An 18,154-nucleotide genomic window follows, 5' to 3' on the forward strand; every position below is an offset into this window, starting at 1 on the left:
CGCCCGGTTCGGGCCACCGCTGCCGGGCACCGCCCTCAGGCTCCGGCCGCCGCCCCCCGGCCCCGCCGCCGGAGCGGCCGGGGGGCGGGGGGCGGTCGGTCAGTAGCCGCGGCCCTGGTACTGGCCCCCGTACGGGTCCTGGTACGAGGGGACCGACGCGGCGGTCGGGACGGCCGCCGGCATCGGCGCCGCCATCTGCAGGGGGGCCGCCACCGGCACGGAAGCCGCCATGGGCATGGCGGCGGCCATCGGCATGGGCGCCGTCATCGGGCGCGGGGCGGCCGGCCGCATGGCCTCGTACCCCATGCCCGCGGCGAGCGGACGCGGCTGCTGCGGCTGGGGCTGCGGCTGCGGGACGAACCCGGCGCGCGGCGCGACCTGCTGCTGTGGGACGTACGGGGCCGGCGCGTGCTGAAGCGGAACCGGCATCGGGGCCGGCGCGGCCGGCTGCTGCTGGTACCCGTAGCCGTACGCGGGGGTCGGCATCGGCTGGGGCGAGGCGGGCGGGAGGGCGGGCATGGAGGAGGCGAGGGCCGGGAGGTATCCACCGCTCGGGTAACCGGCACTGGGGGACTCGTAGGCGGCCGGAACGCGGATCGGGGCGATCTGCGGAGTCCCGCGTTCTGCGACGAGGGAGTCGTAGATGGGGGTGTCCGGGAAAGAGGGCGCGGAGTAGTAACCGCCGCCATAAGTGGAGCGGGGGGAGGTCATGGGAGACAAGTTAAGCCCACGACTTCACGGGGTCCATAGCCAGGTGCCGTCAACACCGCTCTGACCTGCATATTCCCAGGTCAGAGCCCCAGCTTTCACTTGGCGTTCACCTGCACGGTTCGCCACATGCACCCCATCTTGTTCCCACTCGTACTCGTCGGATGGCCCGTGCACCGATCCGGAACTGAGGGGCTGTCACAACGCGGTGACCTCGGACGACTCCATGGTGACGCGCCGTCAGGCCGGATTCCGGCCGGCGGATGGTTTCAGGCGTCGCTCGGGCGGGCATAGGTTCGGCCCTTCCAGGCGGCCCCGCGCCCCCGGTAGTGCTGCACGGCCGAGTCGACGGTCATGAGCAGGTACAGCAGGGCGGTGAAGGGCAGCAGCGGCGCGAGCACCGCCGGCTGGCGGTAGTAGCGCAGCATCGGCAGGTACGTGCCGGCCATCAGCAGCCACGCCAGTGCGCCGGCCGCGGCGACGGCGGTGCGGCCGGTCGCGAGCCCGGCGCACAGGGCCGCCGGGGGCACCAGGTACACCAGGGCCAGCCCGGCCACCGTTCCGGCCAGCAGGGCGGGCCGGTGGCGCAGTTGGGCGTACGCGCTGCGCGAGACCATCCGCCACAGGTCGGCCAGGGCCGGGTACGGGCGGACGCTGTCCACCCGCTCCGCCAGCCCCAGCCAGATCCGGCCGCCGGAGCGCTGGACCGCCCGGGCGAGGGCGACGTCGTCGATGACGGCCTGGCGGATGGAGTCCGGGATCCCGGCGCGGACGGCCGCCTCCGTGCGCAGCAGGACGCAGCCCCCGGCAGCCGCGGCGGTGCGCGCGGTGGGGCGGTTGATCCGGCGGAACGGGTACAGCTGCGCGAAGAAGTACACGAAGGCGGGCACGACGAGCCGCTCCCACGCGCCGGCCACGCGCAGCCGGGCCATCTGGGAGACGAGGTCGAGCCGGGCGCTGGTCGCGGCGGAGACCAGCTCGCGGAGGCTGTCGGGCTCGTGCGCGATGTCGGCGTCGGTGAGCAGCAGGTACTCGGGTGCGTCCGGCGCGTCGCGGGTCGTGTGGGCGATGCCGTGGCGCAGGGCCCACAGCTTGCCGGTCCAGCCGGGCGGCGGGTCGGCGGGGGAGAGCACGGTGAGGGGCAGGCCGGGCTGCTCGGCGGCCAGGCGGCGGGCGAGCGCGGCGGTGCCGTCGGTGCTCCCGTCGTCGACCAGGACGATGCCGGCGGGGCCGGGATAGTCCTGGGCCAGGAGGGACGGCAGGCTGCGGGGCAGCACCCCGGCCTCGTCCCGGGCCGGGACGACGACGGCGACGGAGGGCCAGCGGGCGGGTGCGGTGCGCGGGGGGAGCCGGATGTCGGTGCGCCAGAACATGCCCTGGGCGAGCGTGAGCCAGAGCCAGGCGGCGAGGGAGGCGTACGCGGCGATGAGGAGGCCCATGCCGGCAGTCTGGCCGACCAGCCCCCGACGTGTCCCGCACCGGGAGCCGCGCGGCGCGGTGAGGGGTCCGGTGCGGGACGCGTCGGCGCCGGATCCGGCGCGATGGTCGGGGCCGGATCTGGCGCGATGTAGGACAAGTTTGTCAGCTTTTGATCCTATTCGTCAGGGCGGAGTTCAGGTGGCGGGCAGGGGCGTCGACTAAGGTGACCCGGTGAAGATCGCGCTCATGGACTCGGGAATCGGCCTCCTCGCTGCGGCCGCCGCGACGCGTCGGCTGCGGCCCGACGCCGACCTGCTGCTGTCCTCCGACCCGGACGGGATGCCCTGGGGCCCCCGTACCCCCGCCGACCTCACCGAGCGGGCCCGCGCCGTCGCCCGGGCCGCCGCCGCGCTGCGGCCCGACGCACTGATCGTCGCCTGCAACACCGCCTCCGTGCATTCCCTGGCCATGCTGCGGGCCGACCTGGAGCCCGGGATCCCGGTGATCGGCACCGTCCCGGCGATCAAGCCCGCCGCGGCGGCCGGCCGGCGGGTGGCCATCTGGGCCACCCCGGCCACCACCGGCAGCCCGTACCAGCGCGGGCTGATCCGCGACTTCGCCGCCGGCGTCGCCGTCACCGAGGTGCCGTGCCCGGGCCTCGCCGACGCCGTCGAGTACGCCGACGAGGAGGCCGTCGCGCGCACGGTCGCCGCCGCGGCCGAGCTGACACCGGCCGACGTGACGGACGTCGTCCTCGGCTGCACGCATTACGAGCTCGTCGAGGAGTCCATCCGGGCCGCCCTCGCCGTGCGCACGGGCGGGGCCGAGCTGCGGTTCCACGGCTCCGCCGTGGCGGTCGCCGTGCAGGCCCTGCGCCGCATCGGCGCCGAGCCCGCGCCGGAACTCCCCGGCACCGGCACCCTGACGGTCCTCCACAGCGGCCGCCCGTCCACCCTCCCCCCGGCCGCCCTCGGCTACGCGGAGGGCCGCCTGCTGGCCGGCTCCGGCCAGGGCGCCGCGGTGGGGCGGTAGGCGCCGGCCCCGCGCGACGCCCCGGCCGGGCTCCTGCCCGGCGGGATGCGCCGAGTGGCGCAGGGGCGGTGGCGGACAGGCGGAACGTGGGTACGCTGCTGGTCATGACGGGTCATCCCCCGGGGCCCCTCTGGACGGGCCGGGCCTCCAACCGTGCGCAGTGGCTGCTCGCCGCCGCCGGTGCGGCCTGCCTCGCGCTGGGCGTCGAGCTGGCCGTCGACAACTCCTGGGCCTCCGGATACGTTCCCCTGCTGATGTCCGTGATCGGCTGCCTCGCCGCCGGGCTGCTGATCCTCTACGGCACCCTCGCCTTCGTGTACGTGGCCGTCACCGTCGACGCCGAGGCCATGGAGGTGCGCTGCGGCCATATCGGGCTGCCGCGCCGCAAGATCCGTCTCGCGGAGGTCACCGCCGCCGAGTTCCTGCCCCGGGTCACCCCGCAGCAGTGGGGCGGCTGGGGCTACCGCTGGCGGCCCGAAAAGGGCACCGCGGTGATCGTCCGGCGCGGTGAGGGCGTGGAGCTGCGGCTCGGCGACGGGAAGCTGTTCACGGTCACCGTCGACGACGCCGAGAACGCGGTCCGCGTCATCCGCACCCACCTGCGCGCCCTCGCCCGCTGAAACCCGCCCGCGCGCCCCCTCGCCCGCCGAGCCGGGGGACCTGGCCCGGCCTTACCCGTCCTTGGGGCACGGCCACGTACACTCCGCCAAATGAGCAGCAGTGTCACCCGGGCCGCCGAGAGCGAGCCCTCGCAGCCCGCCGCACCAGCCGCGTCGGACTCCCCGCGCGCGGCCGCCGGGGCCGCCGCCGAGAGCTCCCCGGGCGCGGGGAAGCGCCGGGCCGCCCGGCTGGCCCGCCCCGCCCTGGCCGCGCTCGCCGGAGTGCTGCTCTACCTCGGCTTCCCGCCCCGCCCCCTGTGGTGGCTGGCGCCCCTCGCCCTGGCCCTCCTCGCCGGCTGCCTGCGCGGCCGCCGCGCCCGGGCCGGGTTCGGGCTCGGCTTCCTCTTCGGGCTCGGCTACCTGCTGCCGCTGCTCGTCTGGACCAGTGAGGGCGTCGGCCCCGTGCCGTGGCTGGCCCTCGTCACCCTGGAGTCCCTCCTGATCGGCCTGGCCGGCCTGGGCATCGCCCTCGTCAGCCGGCTGCCCGCCGCCCCGGTGTGGTCGGCCGCCGTGTGGGTCGCCGTCGAAGCCCTGCGCGCCCGGGCCCCGTTCGGCGGCTTCTCCTGGGGCCGCCTCGCCTACGGGCAGGCCGACGGGGTCTTCGTCCCGCTCGCGGCCGTCGGCGGCACCCCGCTGCTCTCCTTCGCCGTTGCCCTCTGCGGCTTCGGCCTGTACGGGGCCGCCCGCATCGCCCGCCGGCAGCCCACCCGCACCGCCGCGGCCCTCGCCGCCCTCACCGTCGCCGCCCCCGTCGGCGCGGCCCTCGCGGCCCGTACGCTGGTCTCCGACGCCGCCGAGGACGGCACCGCCGTCGCCGCCGTCATCCAGGGCAACGTGCCCCGCGCGGGCTTCGACTTCAACGCCCAGCGCCGTCAGGTCCTCGACAACCACGCCAACCGCACCATCCAGCTCGCCGACGACGTCAGGGCCGGGCGCGTCCCCAAGCCCGACTTCGTGCTGTGGCCGGAGAACTCCTCCGACATCGACCCCTTCACCCAGCCCGACGCCCACGCCGTCATCGACAACGCGGTCCGGGCCGTCGGCGTGCCCACCGCCATCGGCTCGGTCCTCGCCCCCGAGACCGGCCCGCTGCGCAACACGATGATCCTGTGGGACCCCGCCAAGGGCCCCGTGGCCACCTACGACAAGCGCAAGATCCAGCCGTTCGGCGAGCGCATCCCGATGCGGTCCTTCGTCCGGCTCTTCAGCTCCGACGTGGACCGCGTCCGCCGCGACTTCGGCCCCGGCAAGGAGCCCGGCGTCTTCGACATGGCGGGCACCGGCGTCGGCATGGTCACCTGCTACGAGGCCGCCTTCGACGACGCCGTGCGCTCCACCGTCCAGGCCGGGGCCCAGGTCATCGCCGTGCCCAGCAACAACGCCACCTTCGGCCGGACCGAGATGACCTACCAGCAGCTGGCCATGGACCGCATCCGCGCGGTCGAGCACAGCCGCAGCGTCCTCGTCCCCGTCACCAGCGGGGTCAGCGCGGTCATCCGGCCCGACGGCACGGTCGTCAAGCAGACGAAGATGTTCACCGCCGACGCGCTCGTCGACGAGATCCCGCTGCGCTCCACCCGGACCCCGGCCACCCGGCTGGGCCCGCTGCCCGAATACGTCCTGGTCCTGCTCGCCGCCGGCGGCCTGGGCGCGACCCTGGCCCGCCGGCTCCGTGCCCGGCGCGCGGACCGGTAGGGCCGGCGCGTGAGCACACCCGAGTTCATCCGCGAGGTCCGGGCGGCCGGAGCCGGCCACCTGCTGCTCCTGCTGCCGGGGGTCACCGCCGTCGTCTTCGACGACGAGGGGCGGGTACTGCTCGGGCGGCGGGCCGACACCGGCCGGTGGTCGGTCGTCGGGGGGATCGCCGAGCCCGGCGAGCAGCCCGCCGCGACGGCCGTGCGCGAGGTGTACGAGGAGACGGCCGTGCGGTGCGTCCCCGAGCGGGTCGTCCTGGTGCAGATGCTCCAGCCGGTCACGTACGCGAACGGTGACGTCTGCCAGTACCAGGACATCACCTTCCGCTGCCGGGCCACCGGCGGCGAGGCCCGCCCGGCGGACGGGGAGCTGCTGGAGGTGGCCTGGTTCGCCCCGGACGCCCTGCCGCCGCTGGAGCCGTTCGCCCTGCACCGGATCCGGCGCTCCCTCGACGAGGCCCCGACCTGGTTCGAGGCCCCGGAACCCGATCTTCCGCAGCCCGAGGCCCCGGCGGACCGCCGCTAGGGGGCGACCCCCGCCGCGTCGCAGTACAGGGCCATCGCCGTGTCGGCCATCACCGCGCTGTACGACACCTCCGGGACCGTGCCGCCGTCCTCGTGGCCGCCGAGGACCCCGGCCAGCGCGCCGCCCGCCAGCCACGGGCTGCCGCTGGTGCCCCCGCTCAGGTCGGGGCAGTCGATGCGGCGCTGCGTCGGCGAGAACAGGCTCGTCGCGTTGGAGCAGCGCAACGGGGCGTCCTCCACGCTCGGGTAGCCGAGGACCGTCACCGTCACGTCGCCGGGCTGCGCGGCGGCCACCGGGAAGGCCCCGACCACGTCCTCCACGGCCCGGGTCTCCCCGCCGCCGGCCGGCGCCACCGTCGCGAAGGCGATGTCGGCGTCCGGGTCCCGGCCGTCCTTCCAGCCCGGGGCCACGTACACCCGGGTCAGCCGCCACACCCCGTACGGGGCTTCGCCGTCCCGGTAGCCGGGGGCGAAGACGGTGGTGTCCGGGTGGTCCAGGCAGTGCGCGGCGGTGGCGATCAGGTCGTGGCCCAGGCTGCGCACCACGGACGCGGTGCAGAAGTGCCCCCCGTCGATCCCGCCCGCGAACAGGGCCCCGACCCGCCCGGCCACCGCGTCGGCGGGGGCCCCGTCGGTCACCCCGAGCGGGGACGCGGCCCCGGCCTGGGGCAGGGTCAGGCCGAGCAGGGCGCCCATCGCGGTCACCGCGAGCAGGATCCGTGACGCCCGCCGGGCGCGGGGACGGCCGGCTGCCTTGCGGGGGAGGATGCGTTGGATCATGCATCCGAGCCTGCCCGGAAAAACTGTGGCCCCGACACGGGATTCCGTATGAATCCGCTGTGAATGCCGGGCCCGGAGGGGAACGGTCGGAAGCCATGAACCGGCCGGGGCCCCCGGGCCGGGGCTTCGGCGGAAGCCACCGGTCTATGGACGCCGCGGACGGTTTCCCGCCCCGATGTTGTGCACGGCGGTACGTGAGCGTCGGGCCCGCCCGCCCCTAGCCTCGCCGCAAGAGCACGAACGAGGGGCGGTACCCGGTGAACTGGCTCATCCACGACTACCGCGAGGGCGATCTCGCGGCGGTGGTCCATCTGATCGACACGACGGCCGAGCTCGGCCAGGAGTCGGTCTTCTCGCTCGCCGAGTGCATCAGCGCGCTGACCGACCGGCAGCCGTGCGTGGTCGCCGTCCACCAGGGCGTCCCCATCGGCGCGGCCCTCGCCTGCGTGACCGGTGAGCGGGCCTGGGTGATGCGCATCGCCATCGCCGCCGGCTGGCGCGGACGCGGCCTCGCCAGCGCCCTCCTCGTCGAGCTGGAGCGGCGCCTGATCGCCGCCCGCGTGGGGCGGATCGCGTACGTGCTGCCGGAGGAGGACCTGCTGGGCGAGGGCCTCCTCAACGCCGGGTACACCCGCCAGCCCGCCGTCGCCTACTTCGAGAAGACCGAGCCGCTGCACGGACCGGCGGCCGGCCTCCTCGACGACGTCGGCGGCCGGTTCCTGCCGAACGACCTGTGGGCCAAGGTCGCCGGCATGGAGAAGGAGAAGGAGCTCATCGAGCGCCGCGTGGTGCTGCCGCTGGCCGAGCCCGAGCGGGCCGCCGCCCACGGGGTGCGTCCGCCGCGGGCGATCACCCTCTTCGGGCCGCCAGGCACCGGCAAGACCACCTTCGCCCGGGCCATCGCCTCCCGGCTGGGCTGGCCCTTCGTGGAACTGCTGCCCTCCCGCCTCGCCGACGGCGGGAACCTGGCCGCCGCCCTGCGCCACGCCTTCGCCCGGATCGCCGAGCTGGAACGGGTGCTGGTCTTCATCGACGAGGTCGAGGAGATCGCCCCCGTGCGCACCGAGCCCGCGCAGCCGGGCGGCGCCCACGGCGTGACCAACGAGCTCCTCAAGCTGATACCCGGCTTCCGGGAGGGCGACGAGCGGCTGCTGGTCTGCGCCACCAACTCCGTCCGCTCCCTCGATCCGGCCTTCCTGCGGCCCGGCCGCTTCGACTACCTGATCCCGATCGGCACCCCCGACGCCGGGGCCCGCGCCGCGATCTGGTCGCGCTACACCGCCGGGCGCGCCGACGTGGACGTGGCCGCCCTGGTGGCGGCGACGGAGCTGTTCACCCCGGCCGACATCGAGCACGCCGCGCGGACCGCGGCGCAGGTGTCCTTCGAACGGGACCTGGAGGCGGTCGGCGCGCGCGGCGCGGCGGCCCAGCCCGGTGCGACCACGGCCGACTACCTGGCGGCGGTCGCCCAGTGCCGGCCCACGGTGACCCCGGCGATGACCGGGGAGTTCCAGGCCGACATCACCGCCCACGCGCGGTTCTGAGACCCCGTCCCCCGGTTGCGGCGGGGGGCGGTACGCGAAACGGCCCGCGGCCGCTCCCCGAAGCGGCCGCGGGCCTTCCGCGCGGACCCGGCATCCGAGTGGCAACGGCCGTGCTCCCCGGGGGTGCCCCGGGCCGGCCTCACCGCCGGCCGCGCCGGGATCCGCCTCCCGCGCTAGCGCGGGCAGCTGTAGGTGAACTCCGTCGCCGCCGTCAGCCGGGTGGGGGACAGGAGCTGGAGTTCCGCCCGCGCCGGATAGGTGCCCGTGCCCTTGAAGGTCCACACGAGGTGGAGGGTGGCCTCCCGGCGGCCGCCGGGGACGCGTTCCGTGAGGTCCTCCGAGCGGGTGCCGTCGCTGCGGACCCAGCGGTACGTCAGGGTTCCCGGCCGGCCGTCGGTCCGTACGACGGCCACCACGTCGGCCGCCGCGTCGCACTCCGGGCCCCGCCGGTCGGTGCTCACCGCCACTTCCCGTACCTCGACGGCCGGCCCGAACCGCTGCCAGCCGAGGTACGCGAGCACCCCGGCCAGCACCAGGGCGGCGAGGGTGTAGCGGCGCCAGCCCCGCCGCCGGGGCGGTGCGGGGGCGGGCGCGGTGGCCAGGGGGAAGGGTGCGGGCAGGGCCGCCGTCACCCCCGGCCCGAAGCGCAGCACGGCGCCCTCGACCCGGTCGGGGGCCGCGTCGGCCGGGGGCGGCGGACCGCTGAACCAGTGGCTCCCGAGGACGGTGGCGCTGTAGTCCTCGTCCTGCGGGGCGTGCGGATCGCTCATCGCGGGGGCTCCAGGTCCGTGCAGCGCAGCAGGCGCCGGGAGTCGGACGCCGCCCCGTCGGCGGCGGCGGGCTTCGTGGTGACCCGGACGCCGCCGTAGCACCCGCGGCCGCGGGTGAAGGTGTGGGACTGGACCACCGTGGCCGGTGCGCCGCCCTGGACCACGAGCGTGTCGGTGCCGTCCGGCACCGAGTAGGCGCCCTGGGAGCCGCCGAGGTACCACTCGACGACGACGGTGACCGGACCGCTGCCCTGGGACGTCAGCGAGATGGAGGCGCTGCCCCGGTAGGCGCCCGGGGTCAGGGCGACGCCCAGCTTGGTCACCCGCAGGGTGGGCGAGGGCGTCGGCGTGGGCGACGGGCTGACCGTCGGCGTCGGGCTCCAGGACGGCGTGGTGGCGGTGGTGGGCCAGGACGTCGGGGTCGGCGTCGGGGACGGGGCGGACGCCGAGGCCGTCGGTGTCGGGCTGCCCGTGGGCGAAGGCGACGGGGAGGGGGAGGGCCCCGCTGTCGGCGGGCCGGCCGTCGGCGTGGGTCCGGGGGCGGAGGGGCTGGTGGTGGCGAAGTCGCTGAGCGCCGAGGGCGGCGGCGGGGTGCCGGCCGCGTCCGTCGTGAACACCAGGACCGCCCCGAGCACCAGCGCCAGACCGGTCGCCAGCCAGCCGCCGCGCCCCGGGGCCCAGCCGGAGCCGATCGAGGTGGTGGCCACCGCCGTGGTGCCGGCGGCCGCCCCGCCCGCGGACGGGAACAGCAGGGGCAGCAGGGCCGCCAGCGCGGCCAGCTTGCGCTGTCCGCGCTCCTCCCACTGCGGGCCGTAGGCGGCCACCGCCACGGCCTCCAGCTCGGCGACGAAGGCCTCGGCGTTCTCCGGCCGCTGCTCCGGCCGCTTGGCCAGCCCCCGGCGGATCAGCGGCCGTACGGGCTCGGGCGCCTCGGTCTCCGGTACGGGCGCCTCGATGTGCTGGACGGCGAGCTCGGCGAAGTTGCCGCCGTCGTAGGGCTTGCGGCCGGTCAGGCACTCGAAGAAGGTCGCGGTGGCCGCGTACACGTCGGCCGTCGGCGAGGCCGGCCGGCCCTGCCACTGCTCGGGCGCCATGTAGGCGGGCGTGCCCGCGACGCCGGGGGTGGTGCCGCGGCCCGCGGCGATGCCGAAGTCCACCAGCTTGGAGGAGCCGTCGGCCGCGACCAGGACGTTCTCCGGCTTGTAGTCGCGGTGCACGACACCGGCCCGGTGGGCGGCGGCCAGCCCGAGCAGGGAGCCCTTGAGGACCACCAGGGCCGCCTCGGGCTCCGTCCGCCCGGACTCGCGCAGCACGGCCCGCAGGGAGACCCCGTCGATGAGCTCCATGACGATCGCGGCCCCGTCCGGCGCCTCGACGTACTCGTAGAAGCCCGTCACGTACGGGGAGACCAGGCCGCCGAGCAGCCGGGCCTCGGCCCGGAACTCCCGGACGAAGGCCGGGTCCTCCCGCATCCGGTCGCTGAGGTACTTCACCGCGACCGCCGTGCCGGTGCCGTCGTGGACCGCGAGCACGACCCGGCCGCTGCCGCCCGAGCCGAGCTCCCGCACCTCGGTGTACCCGGGTACCGTCCAGCCGTCGTTCATTCCCGCCATCCCCGCCCCCCTTCGTGGCGCCGCCGTCTCCCAGAGCCGGACCGGTCGGTTCCGACCGGCCACACCCAGGGACACCATTGAGCCACGGCCGGTTCCCGACCCACCGGGCCGTCCGGTCCTCGGACGGGCGGGCGGGTCGAAAGCGGTCGGGAGCGGGCGGAAAGCGGCTGGAAACGGACGCGAGCGGCCCGGAGATGGTCAGCGCGGGGTCACGCCGCGGCCGACACCGCGCCGATCATGGCGTGCAGCCGGTCCGCGGCCGCCCGCCCGAACGCCGGGTCGTTGATGTGCGTGTCGTAGTCGTAGAGCCGCGCGGAGCTGCCGCGCAGGCCCTCGCGCAGCGCCGAGAACAGGGCCCCGTCCGCCTCCGGGTCGTGGTACGGCCCTCCCGGCGCGCCCAGGGTGGACAGCCCGCGCAGCGGCACGCAGACCGCCGTGGGACCGGTCGCCGAACGCAGTTTGGCGGCCACCCGGCGCCCGAGCTCCGCGCACTCGGACTCCGTCGTGCGGATCACCGTGATCGACGGGTTGTGCACCCGCACCCGCCGGTAGCGGGCCCGCTCCGGGAGGGTCTCCAGCGGTCCGAACTTCACCATGTCCAGCGCCCCCAGGCTCACCACCTGCGGGATCCCGGCCCGCCCGGCCGCGCTGAGGCGGTCGGGGCCGGCCGTGAGGATGCCCCCGCACAGGTCGTCGGCGAGTTCGCTCAGGGTCAGGTCGAGCACCCCCGCGAAGACCCCCTGGCCGGCCAGCTTCTCCAGGGTGCGCCCGCCGGTGCCGCTGACGTGGAAGACCAGCACCTCGTAGCCGAGCTCGGTCAGCCGCTCGCGGGCGGCGTCCACGCCGGCCGTGGTCACCCCCGCCATGCTCGCGGCCACCAGCGGACGCGTGCCCGAGCCGAGCCGGGCCGGGCGGCTGCGGTCCAGCGCGGAGCGGGCGAAGCCCTTGGCCATCCCGGCGATCGCCTCCGCCGCGTTGGCCAGGACCGGCGCCGAGATGCTGTTGATCCCGGCGATGTCCACCACGCTGTACATCAGGGTGATGTCCGAGGAGCCGACGTACGGGGAGACGTCCCCCGAGGCCATCGACGAGACCATCACCTTCGGCACCCCGAGCGGCAGGGCCCGCATCGCCCGGGTGGCGATGGAGGTGCCCCCGCTGCCGCCGATCGCGAGCACCCCGTGCAGCAGGCCCTCGGCGTGCAGCCGTAAGAGGGTCGCCTCCGCGCCCCGGGCCATCGTCGTCACGGCCGCGCCCCGGTCGGCGGCCGTGCGCAGCCGTGAGAGTTCGGTCCCCGCGGCCCGCGCCACCTCTTCGCGCGGCACGTCCGCGGGAACCCGGGGTTCTCCCATGATCCCCGTGTCGACCAGTACCACCTCGACGCCGGCGCGCAGCAGCCTCTCGCGCAGCCAGCCGTACTCGACACCCTTGGTGTCCAGGGTTCCCACCAGCACGACGTTCGTCATATGTGCAATGTCCATGCAGGTGAGGTTTATTGGCAAGTAAAGGTCAGGTCAATCCGACAGGAGGGTCAACAGCCGCTCCAGGAAAGGGATCTGACCGGCGATCAGTTTGTTTCGCGCCATCGGGACGCCGAACCAGGCCACTCGGTCCAGCTCGGGGAACTCCTGCTCGGTCCCGGAATGCGGCGGCCACTCCATGGTGAAGGTCCCGGGCACCATGAGCGCGGGGTCGAGGTCGCCCTCCACCGCCCAGACGGTCACCCGCTTCCCGCTGCTCAGCCGGACCTCGCCCAGCGGCAGGTACTCGCCCTCCGGCGGGGGCACCCCCAACTCCTCGGTGAACTCCCGGCGGGCCGCGTCGCGCGGGGTCTCGTCCGGCCCGTACTCGCCCTTGGGGATGGCCCACCCGCCGGCGTCCCGGCTCGCCCACAGGGGCCCGCCCATGTGGCCGAGCAGGACCTCGACCCCGCCGTCACCGCCGGCCCCCTCGGTCCCGCCCCGGTTCCGGCGGAACAGCAGCAGGCCCGCGCTCTGCTTGTACCTCTTCGGCTGCGTCACGGTCCCATACATGCCCCGCCGGAGGGCGATCAGTGCTCGTGCGGTCCCTGGCGGTGCACCGGGCCGTGCGCGTCCGCGCAGTGCGGGTCGGCGGCCTCCGGGCCCTCGCCCGCCCGGCCGACCGAGAGCAGCTCGTCCTGGACGTGGTCCACCTGGAGGGTGGTGTGGGTGATCCCGTACTCCTTCGCCAGCAGCGCCTCCAGATCGCGCCGCACGGCGTGGCAGTCGCCCGCCGGCTCGACCAGCACGTGCGCCGACAGGGCCGCCTGACCCGAGGTGATCGTCCAGATGTGCAGGTCGTGGACCTCCGTCACCGGCGGGTGCCCCACGAGCCGGTCGCCGACCGCGTCCGGGTCCAGGTGCGCCGGAGCGGCCTCCAGGAAGATCCGGCCCGACTCGTGCACCAGCCCGTACCCGGCCTTGACCATGAGCACCACGACCACCAGCGAGGCGATCGCGTCGGCCTGCACGAAACCGGTGGTGAGCACGATCAGACCGGCGACGGCCGTCCCGATGAAGGCGAACAGGTCGTTCAGGATGTGCTGGTAGGCGCCCTCCACCGCGAGCGAGGTCCGGTTCGCGCGGGAGATGCACCAGGCCGCGGCCACGTTCACCACGATCCCGGCCAGCGCCGTCACCAGGACCAGTCCGCCCTCCACCGGCGGCGGATCGATCAGCCGGCGCACCGCCTCGTACGCCAGCCAGACGGCCAGCAGCAGCAGGGTCAGGCCGTTGGCCTGGGCGGAGAGTATCTCCGCGCGCTTGAGTCCGAACGTGAACCCGCCGCGTGCCGGCCGGGCCGCCAGCCGCATCGCCACCAGCGCGAGGACGATCGACACGGCGTCCGTCAGCATGTGCGCGGCATCGGAGATCAGGGCCAGCGAGTGGGCCAGCACGCCGATGACCACCTCGACGGCCATGAAGCCGCAGATCAGGGCGAGCGCGATCGCCAGCCAGCGGCGGTCGGCGTCGGGGTCCACCCCGTGGCTGTGCCCGCCGGGCCCGTGCGCGTGGCCGTGCCCGCCGTGGCCGTGGTTGTGGCCGTGGTCGTGGTCCGGCCCGGGACCGTGCCCGTGCTCCTGCCCGGCCCCGTTCCCGGTCCCGGGCCCGTGGTCGACATCGTGGCTGTCGCGGCCGGTCATCGCGTCCCCCGTCTGTTCGGCTGTTCGGTTCCGACGCGTGAAGTGAAGCGCACCCCGGCGCAGAGGGCAAAGGCTGCAACGGGGACCGTTGTCATTACCCATAAGACCCGCTTGACCTGCGCTTATGCCGAGCTCGGCAGATCGTGCGAAAATCTGGTCATGGTCCAGCGCCCCGGTGTGCCGACCGCGCCCGAACTCCTCCTGGAAACCGCCCGAGGCTCCACGGAAATGAGCCCCGGCAGGACCTACCACGTCGGACGCGACCCCCTCTGCGAGATCTGCTTCGAGGACGCCCGTGTCTCCTGGCACCACGCCGTCCTGCGCCCCGACGGAGACCACTGGACCGTCGAGGACGAGAACAGCACCAACGGAACCTGGGCCGCCGACGGCCACCGCGTCCGCGCCGAGAGCGTCGGCCCCGGCAGCGAACTGCGCTTCGGCAACGCCGTCGACGGCCCCCGTGCCGTCCTCGTCGGCCGTACGCCGCCCCCCGCACCGCCCGGGCCCGCCCCCCGCGGCCGCCCCTCCTCGGTCACCAACCCGGCCATGACCAGCACGTTCCGGCAGCCCACCAGCGTCCGGGCGGTACCCGCGCGGACCGCCCTGCGCATCGGCCGGGACCCCGCCAACGACCTCGTCATCGACAACCTCGTCGTCTCCCGCCGCCACGCCGAGCTGCGCGCCCTGGCCGATGGCACCTTCGAGATCGTCGACCTCGGCAGCCACAACGGCACCTACCTCAACGGTGCCCCCGTCACCCGGGCCCGGATCACCGACGGCGACATCGTCGGCATCGGCCACTCGGCCTTCTGCCTGGTCGGCGACCGGCTCCTGGAGTACACCGACACCGGCGAGGTCTCCCTCGACGTCCAGGGCCTCGGCGTCACCGTCGACCGCGGCCGCAAGACCCTGATGGACGGGGTCACCTTCCCCGTCGGCGCCAAATGCCTGCTCGCCGTCGTGGGCCCCAGCGGCGCCGGCAAATCCACCCTCCTGGGCGCCCTCACGGGCCTGCGCCCCGCCGACACCGGATCCGTCCTCTACGACGGCCGCGACCTGTACCACGACTACGCCGAACTGCGCAGCCGCATCGGCCTCGTCCCCCAGGACGACATCCTGCACGCCCAGCTGACCGTCCGCCGGGCCCTCGTCTACGCCGCCGAACTGCGCTTCCCGCAGGACACCAGCCGGGCCGAACGCGAGGCCCGCGTCGACGAGGTGATCCGCGAGCTCGGCCTCGTCCAGCGGGCCGACCAGCCCATCCACAGCCTCTCCGGCGGCCAGCGCAAGCGGGTCTCCGTCGCCCTGGAACTGCTCACCAAGCCCTCGCTGCTCTTCCTCGACGAGCCCACCTCCGGGCTCGACCCCGGCATGGACCGCTCGGTCATGCACATGCTGCGCGGCCTCGCCGACGACGGCCGCACCGTCATCGTCGTCACCCACAGCGTGCTCAGCCTCGACGTCTGCGACCGGCTGCTGTTCCTCGCCCCCGGAGGGCGCGTCGCCTACTTCGGCCCGCCCCAGGAGGCCCTCGGCTTTTTCGGCTTCGCCGAGTGGCCCGAGGCCTTCGAGGTCTTCGAGAACGACCGCGACCGCGACTGGGCCGGAGCCTTCCGCGGCTCCCCGGCCCACCGGCGCTACGTCGACCTCACCGCCCGCGGGGCCGTGCCCGTACCCGTGCCGGCCCCGGCCGCCGCGGCGGCGGTGCCGCCCGCACCGCCCCCCAAGGCGCAGAGCTGGGGCTCCCAGCTGTCCACCCTGGTCCGCCGGTACGCCGCCGTGCTCGGCGCCGACCGCACCTTCCTCGTCATCATGGTCGCGCTGCCCTTCATGATGGGCGCCATGGCCCGCGCCCTCGCCGGGAACACCCTGACCGTCGAGACGGCGCTCAACGCCCTCCTCATCCTCACCATCGGCGGCGTGCTCACCGGCGCCGCCAACGCCGTCCGCGAACTGGTCAAGGAACGGGTGATCTACCAGCGCGAACGCGCCGTCGGGCTGTCCCGCTCCGCCTACCTGATGTCGAAGGTGGTGGTGCTCGGGACGATCACCGTCGCCCAGGCGGTGGTGCTGACCCTCATCGCGCTCGCCGGAGTGGACCTGAACGCCCCGGGCGGCAAGGGCGTCCTGATGCCCCCGCTGATCGAGATCACCCTCGCCGTCGCCCTGCTGTCCTTCACGGCGATGATGCTCGGCCTGATGATCTCCGCGCTGGTGCGCAAGGAGGAGGTCACCATGCCGCTGCTGGTCCTCCTCGCCATCGTCCAGGTCGTCTTCTGCGGCACCCTGCTGAAGCTCTACGACGTCCCCGTCCTCGAACAGGTGGCCTGGCTGTCGCCCTCCCGGTGGGCGATGGGCGCGATGGGCGCCACCATCGAGCTCGGCCGGATCGTCCCCGGCAAACTCACCCAGGACCCGCTCTACCGCCACGAGTCCGGCGGCTGGCTGCTGTGCATCGGAGCGCTGCTCGTCCTGTCCCTGGTCTTCGGCCTCGTGGTGGCCCGGCTGCTGCGCCGGCAGGAGCCGGCCGTCATGCGGAAGCAGCCGCGGCGATGACCTTCCCCGACCCGATCCCGGAGTTCCACCCCACCCACGTCGTGCCGCAGGAGGGGCTCCCCGCCTGGGAGGCCCCCGACGTGGCCCGGCCGACGGCGCCCCTGGACCCCTTCCTGCCCGTGCAGCTGCTCTCCCGGCGGGGTGAGTGGACGGAGATCCTCTGCGCGAACGGCTGGTCCGCCTGGGTGGACGGACGGCTGCTCGTGGCGGTCCCGCAGCCCCCGCCCACGTCCGGCCGGCCCCTCGCCCGGACCGAGGATCCCGGACCGCTGCTGGGCCGCGCCGCCGAGGCGCTGGAGCGCTACCGGCGCGCCGTACGGGAGCACGCCGACGGCGCCGCGGGCGGTGAGGACTTCGGACGGGCCGTGCGCGGGCTGCGCGTCGGGATCGTCATCGACGGGGAGTCCGCGTGGCTCTACGACGAGACCTCGCGGCGGTGGATGTACGCCGACGGGAACCGGCTGGCCACCTACGCGGTGGTCTCCGGACCCGGCGCCGCGTCCGCCCTCCCGCCCGAGCCGCAGACACCGCCGGCCGCGGCCCCGGCGGCCGGGGCCGGCGCGGGTGCCGAGACCGCGGCGGGCGCCCCCGTGCCGCCGGAGACGGGGCACGAGCCGACCCGCATCGTGGACGTTCCCGGGGCCGGAGAGCGCTGATGGGGGCCGCCGACTCGCTGGGCGGCCGGCCCTCCGGACTGCTGGGCAAGCAGATCGCCGGGTACCTGGTGGAGAGCGAGATCGGGCGCGGCGGGATGGCGGTCGTCTACCGGGCGCGCGACCTGCGGCTGGACCGGACGGTGGCCCTGAAGCTGCTGGCCCCCGAACTCGCCCGCAACGACACCTTCCGCAAGCGCTTCGCCCACGAGTCGAAGGTGGCGGCGGCCATCGACCACCCGCACATCGTCCCCGTCTTCGAGGCGGGGGAGACGGACGGGCTCCTCTACATCGCCATGCGGTTCGTGGCCGGGCAGGACCTGCGGGCCCTGCTGGACCGCACCGGTCCGCTGCCCGTGGAGACGGCCGCCCGGATCGCCGGCCAGGTCGCCTCCGCGCTCGACGCGGCCCACGACCACGACCTCGTCCACCGGGACGTCAAACCCGGCAACATCCTCGTCGCGGACGGCACGGACAGCGAACACCCCGAGCACGTCTACCTGACGGACTTCGGACTCACCAAGAAGTCCCTGTCGCTGACCGGGTTCACCAGCGTCGGGCAGTTCGTCGGCACCCTGGACTATGTGGCGCCCGAGCAGATCGCCGGGAAGCCGGTGGACGGCCGGTGCGACGTGTACAGCCTGGGGTGCGTGGTCCACGAGATGCTCACCGGCGGGCCGCCCTTCCAGCGGGACGACGACATGGCCCTGCTCTGGGCCCACCAGTTCGATCCGCCGCCCACCCCGTCCTCGCGGCGGCCGCAGCTGACGGCGGCGGTGGACGAGGTGCTGGCCAAGGCACTGGCGAAGACCCCGGAGGACCGCTGGGGGAGCTGCCTGGAGTTCACGGGCGCCCTGCGCCGGGCGGGTACGGCGGCGGCCGCAGCCCCCGTGGCGGGCGCCGTCGCCGGGGCCGCCGCCGACGCCGGAGCCCTCGCCCAGGCCGCCGGCCCCCCGCCGCCGCCCCCGCCGCCCCGGTGGGCGCTGCCGGTGTTCCGCGGCCGGGCCTGAATTCCGCGGCCGGGCCCGAGGAGGATGC

The 18,154-nt window shown here is 75.1% G+C and carries 16 protein-coding genes; 8 read left to right on the top strand and 8 right to left on the bottom strand.

Annotated elements, in window-relative coordinates; all coding sequences use genetic code 11:
* Positions 1-99: 99 nt before the first annotated feature.
* A complete protein-coding gene (locus ACZ5NJ_RS09860) occupies positions 100-711 on the bottom strand; it encodes a DUF6643 family protein (protein ID WP_468764197.1) in 612 nt (203 codons plus the stop codon).
* Positions 712-977: 266 nt separating this feature from the next.
* The gene (locus ACZ5NJ_RS09865; protein WP_468764198.1) at positions 978-2,147 is read right to left on the bottom strand and encodes a glycosyltransferase; all 1,170 of its coding nucleotides are present in this window, start codon (positions 2,145-2,147) and stop codon (positions 978-980) included.
* A gap of 211 nt (positions 2,148-2,358) precedes the next feature.
* Here ACZ5NJ_RS09865 and ACZ5NJ_RS09870 point away from each other — a divergent pair, with 211 nt between their 5' ends.
* From ACZ5NJ_RS09870 to ACZ5NJ_RS09885, 4 genes are all read left to right on the top strand, one after another.
* Complete coding sequence (locus ACZ5NJ_RS09870; protein ID WP_468764199.1) at positions 2,359-3,159, top strand: glutamate racemase; 801 nt, start codon at positions 2,359-2,361, stop codon at positions 3,157-3,159.
* 104 nt (positions 3,160-3,263) lie between these two features.
* Entirely contained in the window at positions 3,264-3,779 is a 516-nt protein-coding gene (locus ACZ5NJ_RS09875) for a hypothetical protein (protein ID WP_237292631.1), read from the top strand.
* 90 nt (positions 3,780-3,869) lie between these two features.
* Positions 3,870-5,513: an apolipoprotein N-acyltransferase gene (lnt, locus tag ACZ5NJ_RS09880; protein ID WP_468764200.1), complete on the top strand. Its 1,644-nt coding sequence runs from the start codon at positions 3,870-3,872 to the stop codon at positions 5,511-5,513.
* 9 nt (positions 5,514-5,522) lie between these two features.
* The gene (locus ACZ5NJ_RS09885) at positions 5,523-6,038 is read left to right on the top strand and encodes an NUDIX hydrolase (RefSeq protein WP_468764201.1); all 516 of its coding nucleotides are present in this window, start codon (positions 5,523-5,525) and stop codon (positions 6,036-6,038) included.
* Here ACZ5NJ_RS09885 and ACZ5NJ_RS09890 read toward each other — a convergent pair.
* Positions 6,035-6,817, bottom strand: a complete 783-nt coding sequence (locus tag ACZ5NJ_RS09890) for a trypsin-like serine peptidase (RefSeq protein ID WP_468764202.1) — start codon at positions 6,815-6,817, stop codon at positions 6,035-6,037. The two genes, ACZ5NJ_RS09885 and ACZ5NJ_RS09890, sit on opposite strands and share 4 nt — an antisense overlap.
* Before the next feature lie 257 nt (positions 6,818-7,074).
* On the opposite strand from ACZ5NJ_RS09890, the gene ACZ5NJ_RS09895 reads away from it, so the two are divergent.
* Positions 7,075-8,361 (top strand): ATP-binding protein, encoded by a 1,287-nt coding sequence (locus tag ACZ5NJ_RS09895; protein ID WP_468764203.1) that lies wholly within the window; start codon positions 7,075-7,077, stop codon positions 8,359-8,361.
* Positions 8,362-8,534: 173 nt separating this feature from the next.
* On the opposite strand, the gene ACZ5NJ_RS09900 is transcribed toward ACZ5NJ_RS09895, so the two are convergent.
* The 5 genes from ACZ5NJ_RS09900 to ACZ5NJ_RS09920 all read right to left on the bottom strand — a co-directional run bounded on the left by ACZ5NJ_RS09900 (position 8,535) and on the right by ACZ5NJ_RS09920 (position 13,907).
* Complete coding sequence (locus tag ACZ5NJ_RS09900; RefSeq protein ID WP_468764204.1) at positions 8,535-9,131, bottom strand: hypothetical protein; 597 nt, start codon at positions 9,129-9,131, stop codon at positions 8,535-8,537.
* A complete protein-coding gene (locus tag ACZ5NJ_RS09905) occupies positions 9,128-10,744 on the bottom strand; it encodes a serine/threonine-protein kinase (RefSeq protein ID WP_468764205.1) in 1,617 nt (538 codons plus the stop codon). Before ACZ5NJ_RS09905 ends, ACZ5NJ_RS09900 begins: the two co-directional genes overlap by 4 nt.
* Positions 10,745-10,953: 209 nt before the next feature.
* The gene (locus tag ACZ5NJ_RS09910) at positions 10,954-12,210 is read right to left on the bottom strand and encodes a Tm-1-like ATP-binding domain-containing protein (RefSeq protein ID WP_468764319.1); all 1,257 of its coding nucleotides are present in this window, start codon (positions 12,208-12,210) and stop codon (positions 10,954-10,956) included.
* 48 nt (positions 12,211-12,258) lie between these two features.
* Positions 12,259-12,765, bottom strand: coding sequence for an NUDIX hydrolase (locus ACZ5NJ_RS09915; RefSeq protein ID WP_468764206.1), 507 nt, complete (start codon positions 12,763-12,765; stop codon positions 12,259-12,261).
* Between the two features lie 29 nt (positions 12,766-12,794).
* Positions 12,795-13,907, bottom strand: a complete 1,113-nt coding sequence (locus ACZ5NJ_RS09920) for a cation diffusion facilitator family transporter (RefSeq protein ID WP_468764207.1) — start codon at positions 13,905-13,907, stop codon at positions 12,795-12,797.
* Between the two features lie 159 nt (positions 13,908-14,066).
* Between ACZ5NJ_RS09920 and ACZ5NJ_RS09925 the strand changes: the two genes are divergently transcribed.
* The 3 genes from ACZ5NJ_RS09925 to ACZ5NJ_RS09935 are packed head-to-tail and all read left to right on the top strand — an operon-like array spanning position 14,067 to position 18,126.
* Entirely contained in the window at positions 14,067-16,463 is a 2,397-nt protein-coding gene (locus tag ACZ5NJ_RS09925) for an FHA domain-containing protein (protein ID WP_468764209.1), read from the top strand.
* Positions 16,460-17,119 carry an SH3 domain-containing protein gene (locus ACZ5NJ_RS09930; protein WP_468764210.1) on the top strand — a complete coding sequence of 220 codons (660 nt, stop codon included), beginning with the start codon at positions 16,460-16,462 and terminating at the stop codon, positions 17,117-17,119. Before ACZ5NJ_RS09925 ends, ACZ5NJ_RS09930 begins: the two co-directional genes overlap by 4 nt.
* A complete protein-coding gene (locus tag ACZ5NJ_RS09935) occupies positions 17,119-18,126 on the top strand; it encodes a serine/threonine-protein kinase (RefSeq protein ID WP_468764211.1) in 1,008 nt (335 codons plus the stop codon). Before ACZ5NJ_RS09930 ends, ACZ5NJ_RS09935 begins: the two co-directional genes overlap by 1 nt.
* Positions 18,127-18,154 lie beyond the last annotated feature (28 nt).

It is taken from the genome of Streptomyces sp. NPDC032091 (genome assembly GCF_055580265.1).

Excerpts from the sequence above, each read along its gene's own strand:
- ACZ5NJ_RS09910 (WP_468764319.1), bottom strand. The coding sequence starts at position 12,210 with ATGACGAACGTCGTGCTGGTGGGAACCCTGGACACCAAGGGTGTCGAG.
- ACZ5NJ_RS09890 (WP_468764202.1), bottom strand. The coding sequence starts at position 6,817 with ATGATCCAACGCATCCTCCCCCGCAAGGCAGCCGGCCGTCCCCGCGCC.
- ACZ5NJ_RS09860 (WP_468764197.1), bottom strand. The coding sequence starts at position 711 with ATGACCTCCCCCCGCTCCACTTATGGCGGCGGTTACTACTCCGCGCCC.
- ACZ5NJ_RS09930 (WP_468764210.1), top strand. The coding sequence starts at position 16,460 with ATGACCTTCCCCGACCCGATCCCGGAGTTCCACCCCACCCACGTCGTG.
- ACZ5NJ_RS09935 (WP_468764211.1), top strand. The coding sequence starts at position 17,119 with ATGGGGGCCGCCGACTCGCTGGGCGGCCGGCCCTCCGGACTGCTGGGC.
- ACZ5NJ_RS09900 (WP_468764204.1), bottom strand. The coding sequence starts at position 9,131 with ATGAGCGATCCGCACGCCCCGCAGGACGAGGACTACAGCGCCACCGTC.
- ACZ5NJ_RS09925 (WP_468764209.1), top strand. The coding sequence starts at position 14,067 with ATGGTCCAGCGCCCCGGTGTGCCGACCGCGCCCGAACTCCTCCTGGAA.
- ACZ5NJ_RS09905 (WP_468764205.1), bottom strand. The coding sequence starts at position 10,744 with ATGGCGGGAATGAACGACGGCTGGACGGTACCCGGGTACACCGAGGTG.
- ACZ5NJ_RS09865 (WP_468764198.1), bottom strand. The coding sequence starts at position 2,147 with ATGGGCCTCCTCATCGCCGCGTACGCCTCCCTCGCCGCCTGGCTCTGG.
- lnt (WP_468764200.1), top strand. The coding sequence starts at position 3,870 with ATGAGCAGCAGTGTCACCCGGGCCGCCGAGAGCGAGCCCTCGCAGCCC.
- ACZ5NJ_RS09875 (WP_237292631.1), top strand. The coding sequence starts at position 3,264 with ATGACGGGTCATCCCCCGGGGCCCCTCTGGACGGGCCGGGCCTCCAAC.
- ACZ5NJ_RS09920 (WP_468764207.1), bottom strand. The coding sequence starts at position 13,907 with ATGACCGGCCGCGACAGCCACGATGTCGACCACGGGCCCGGGACCGGG.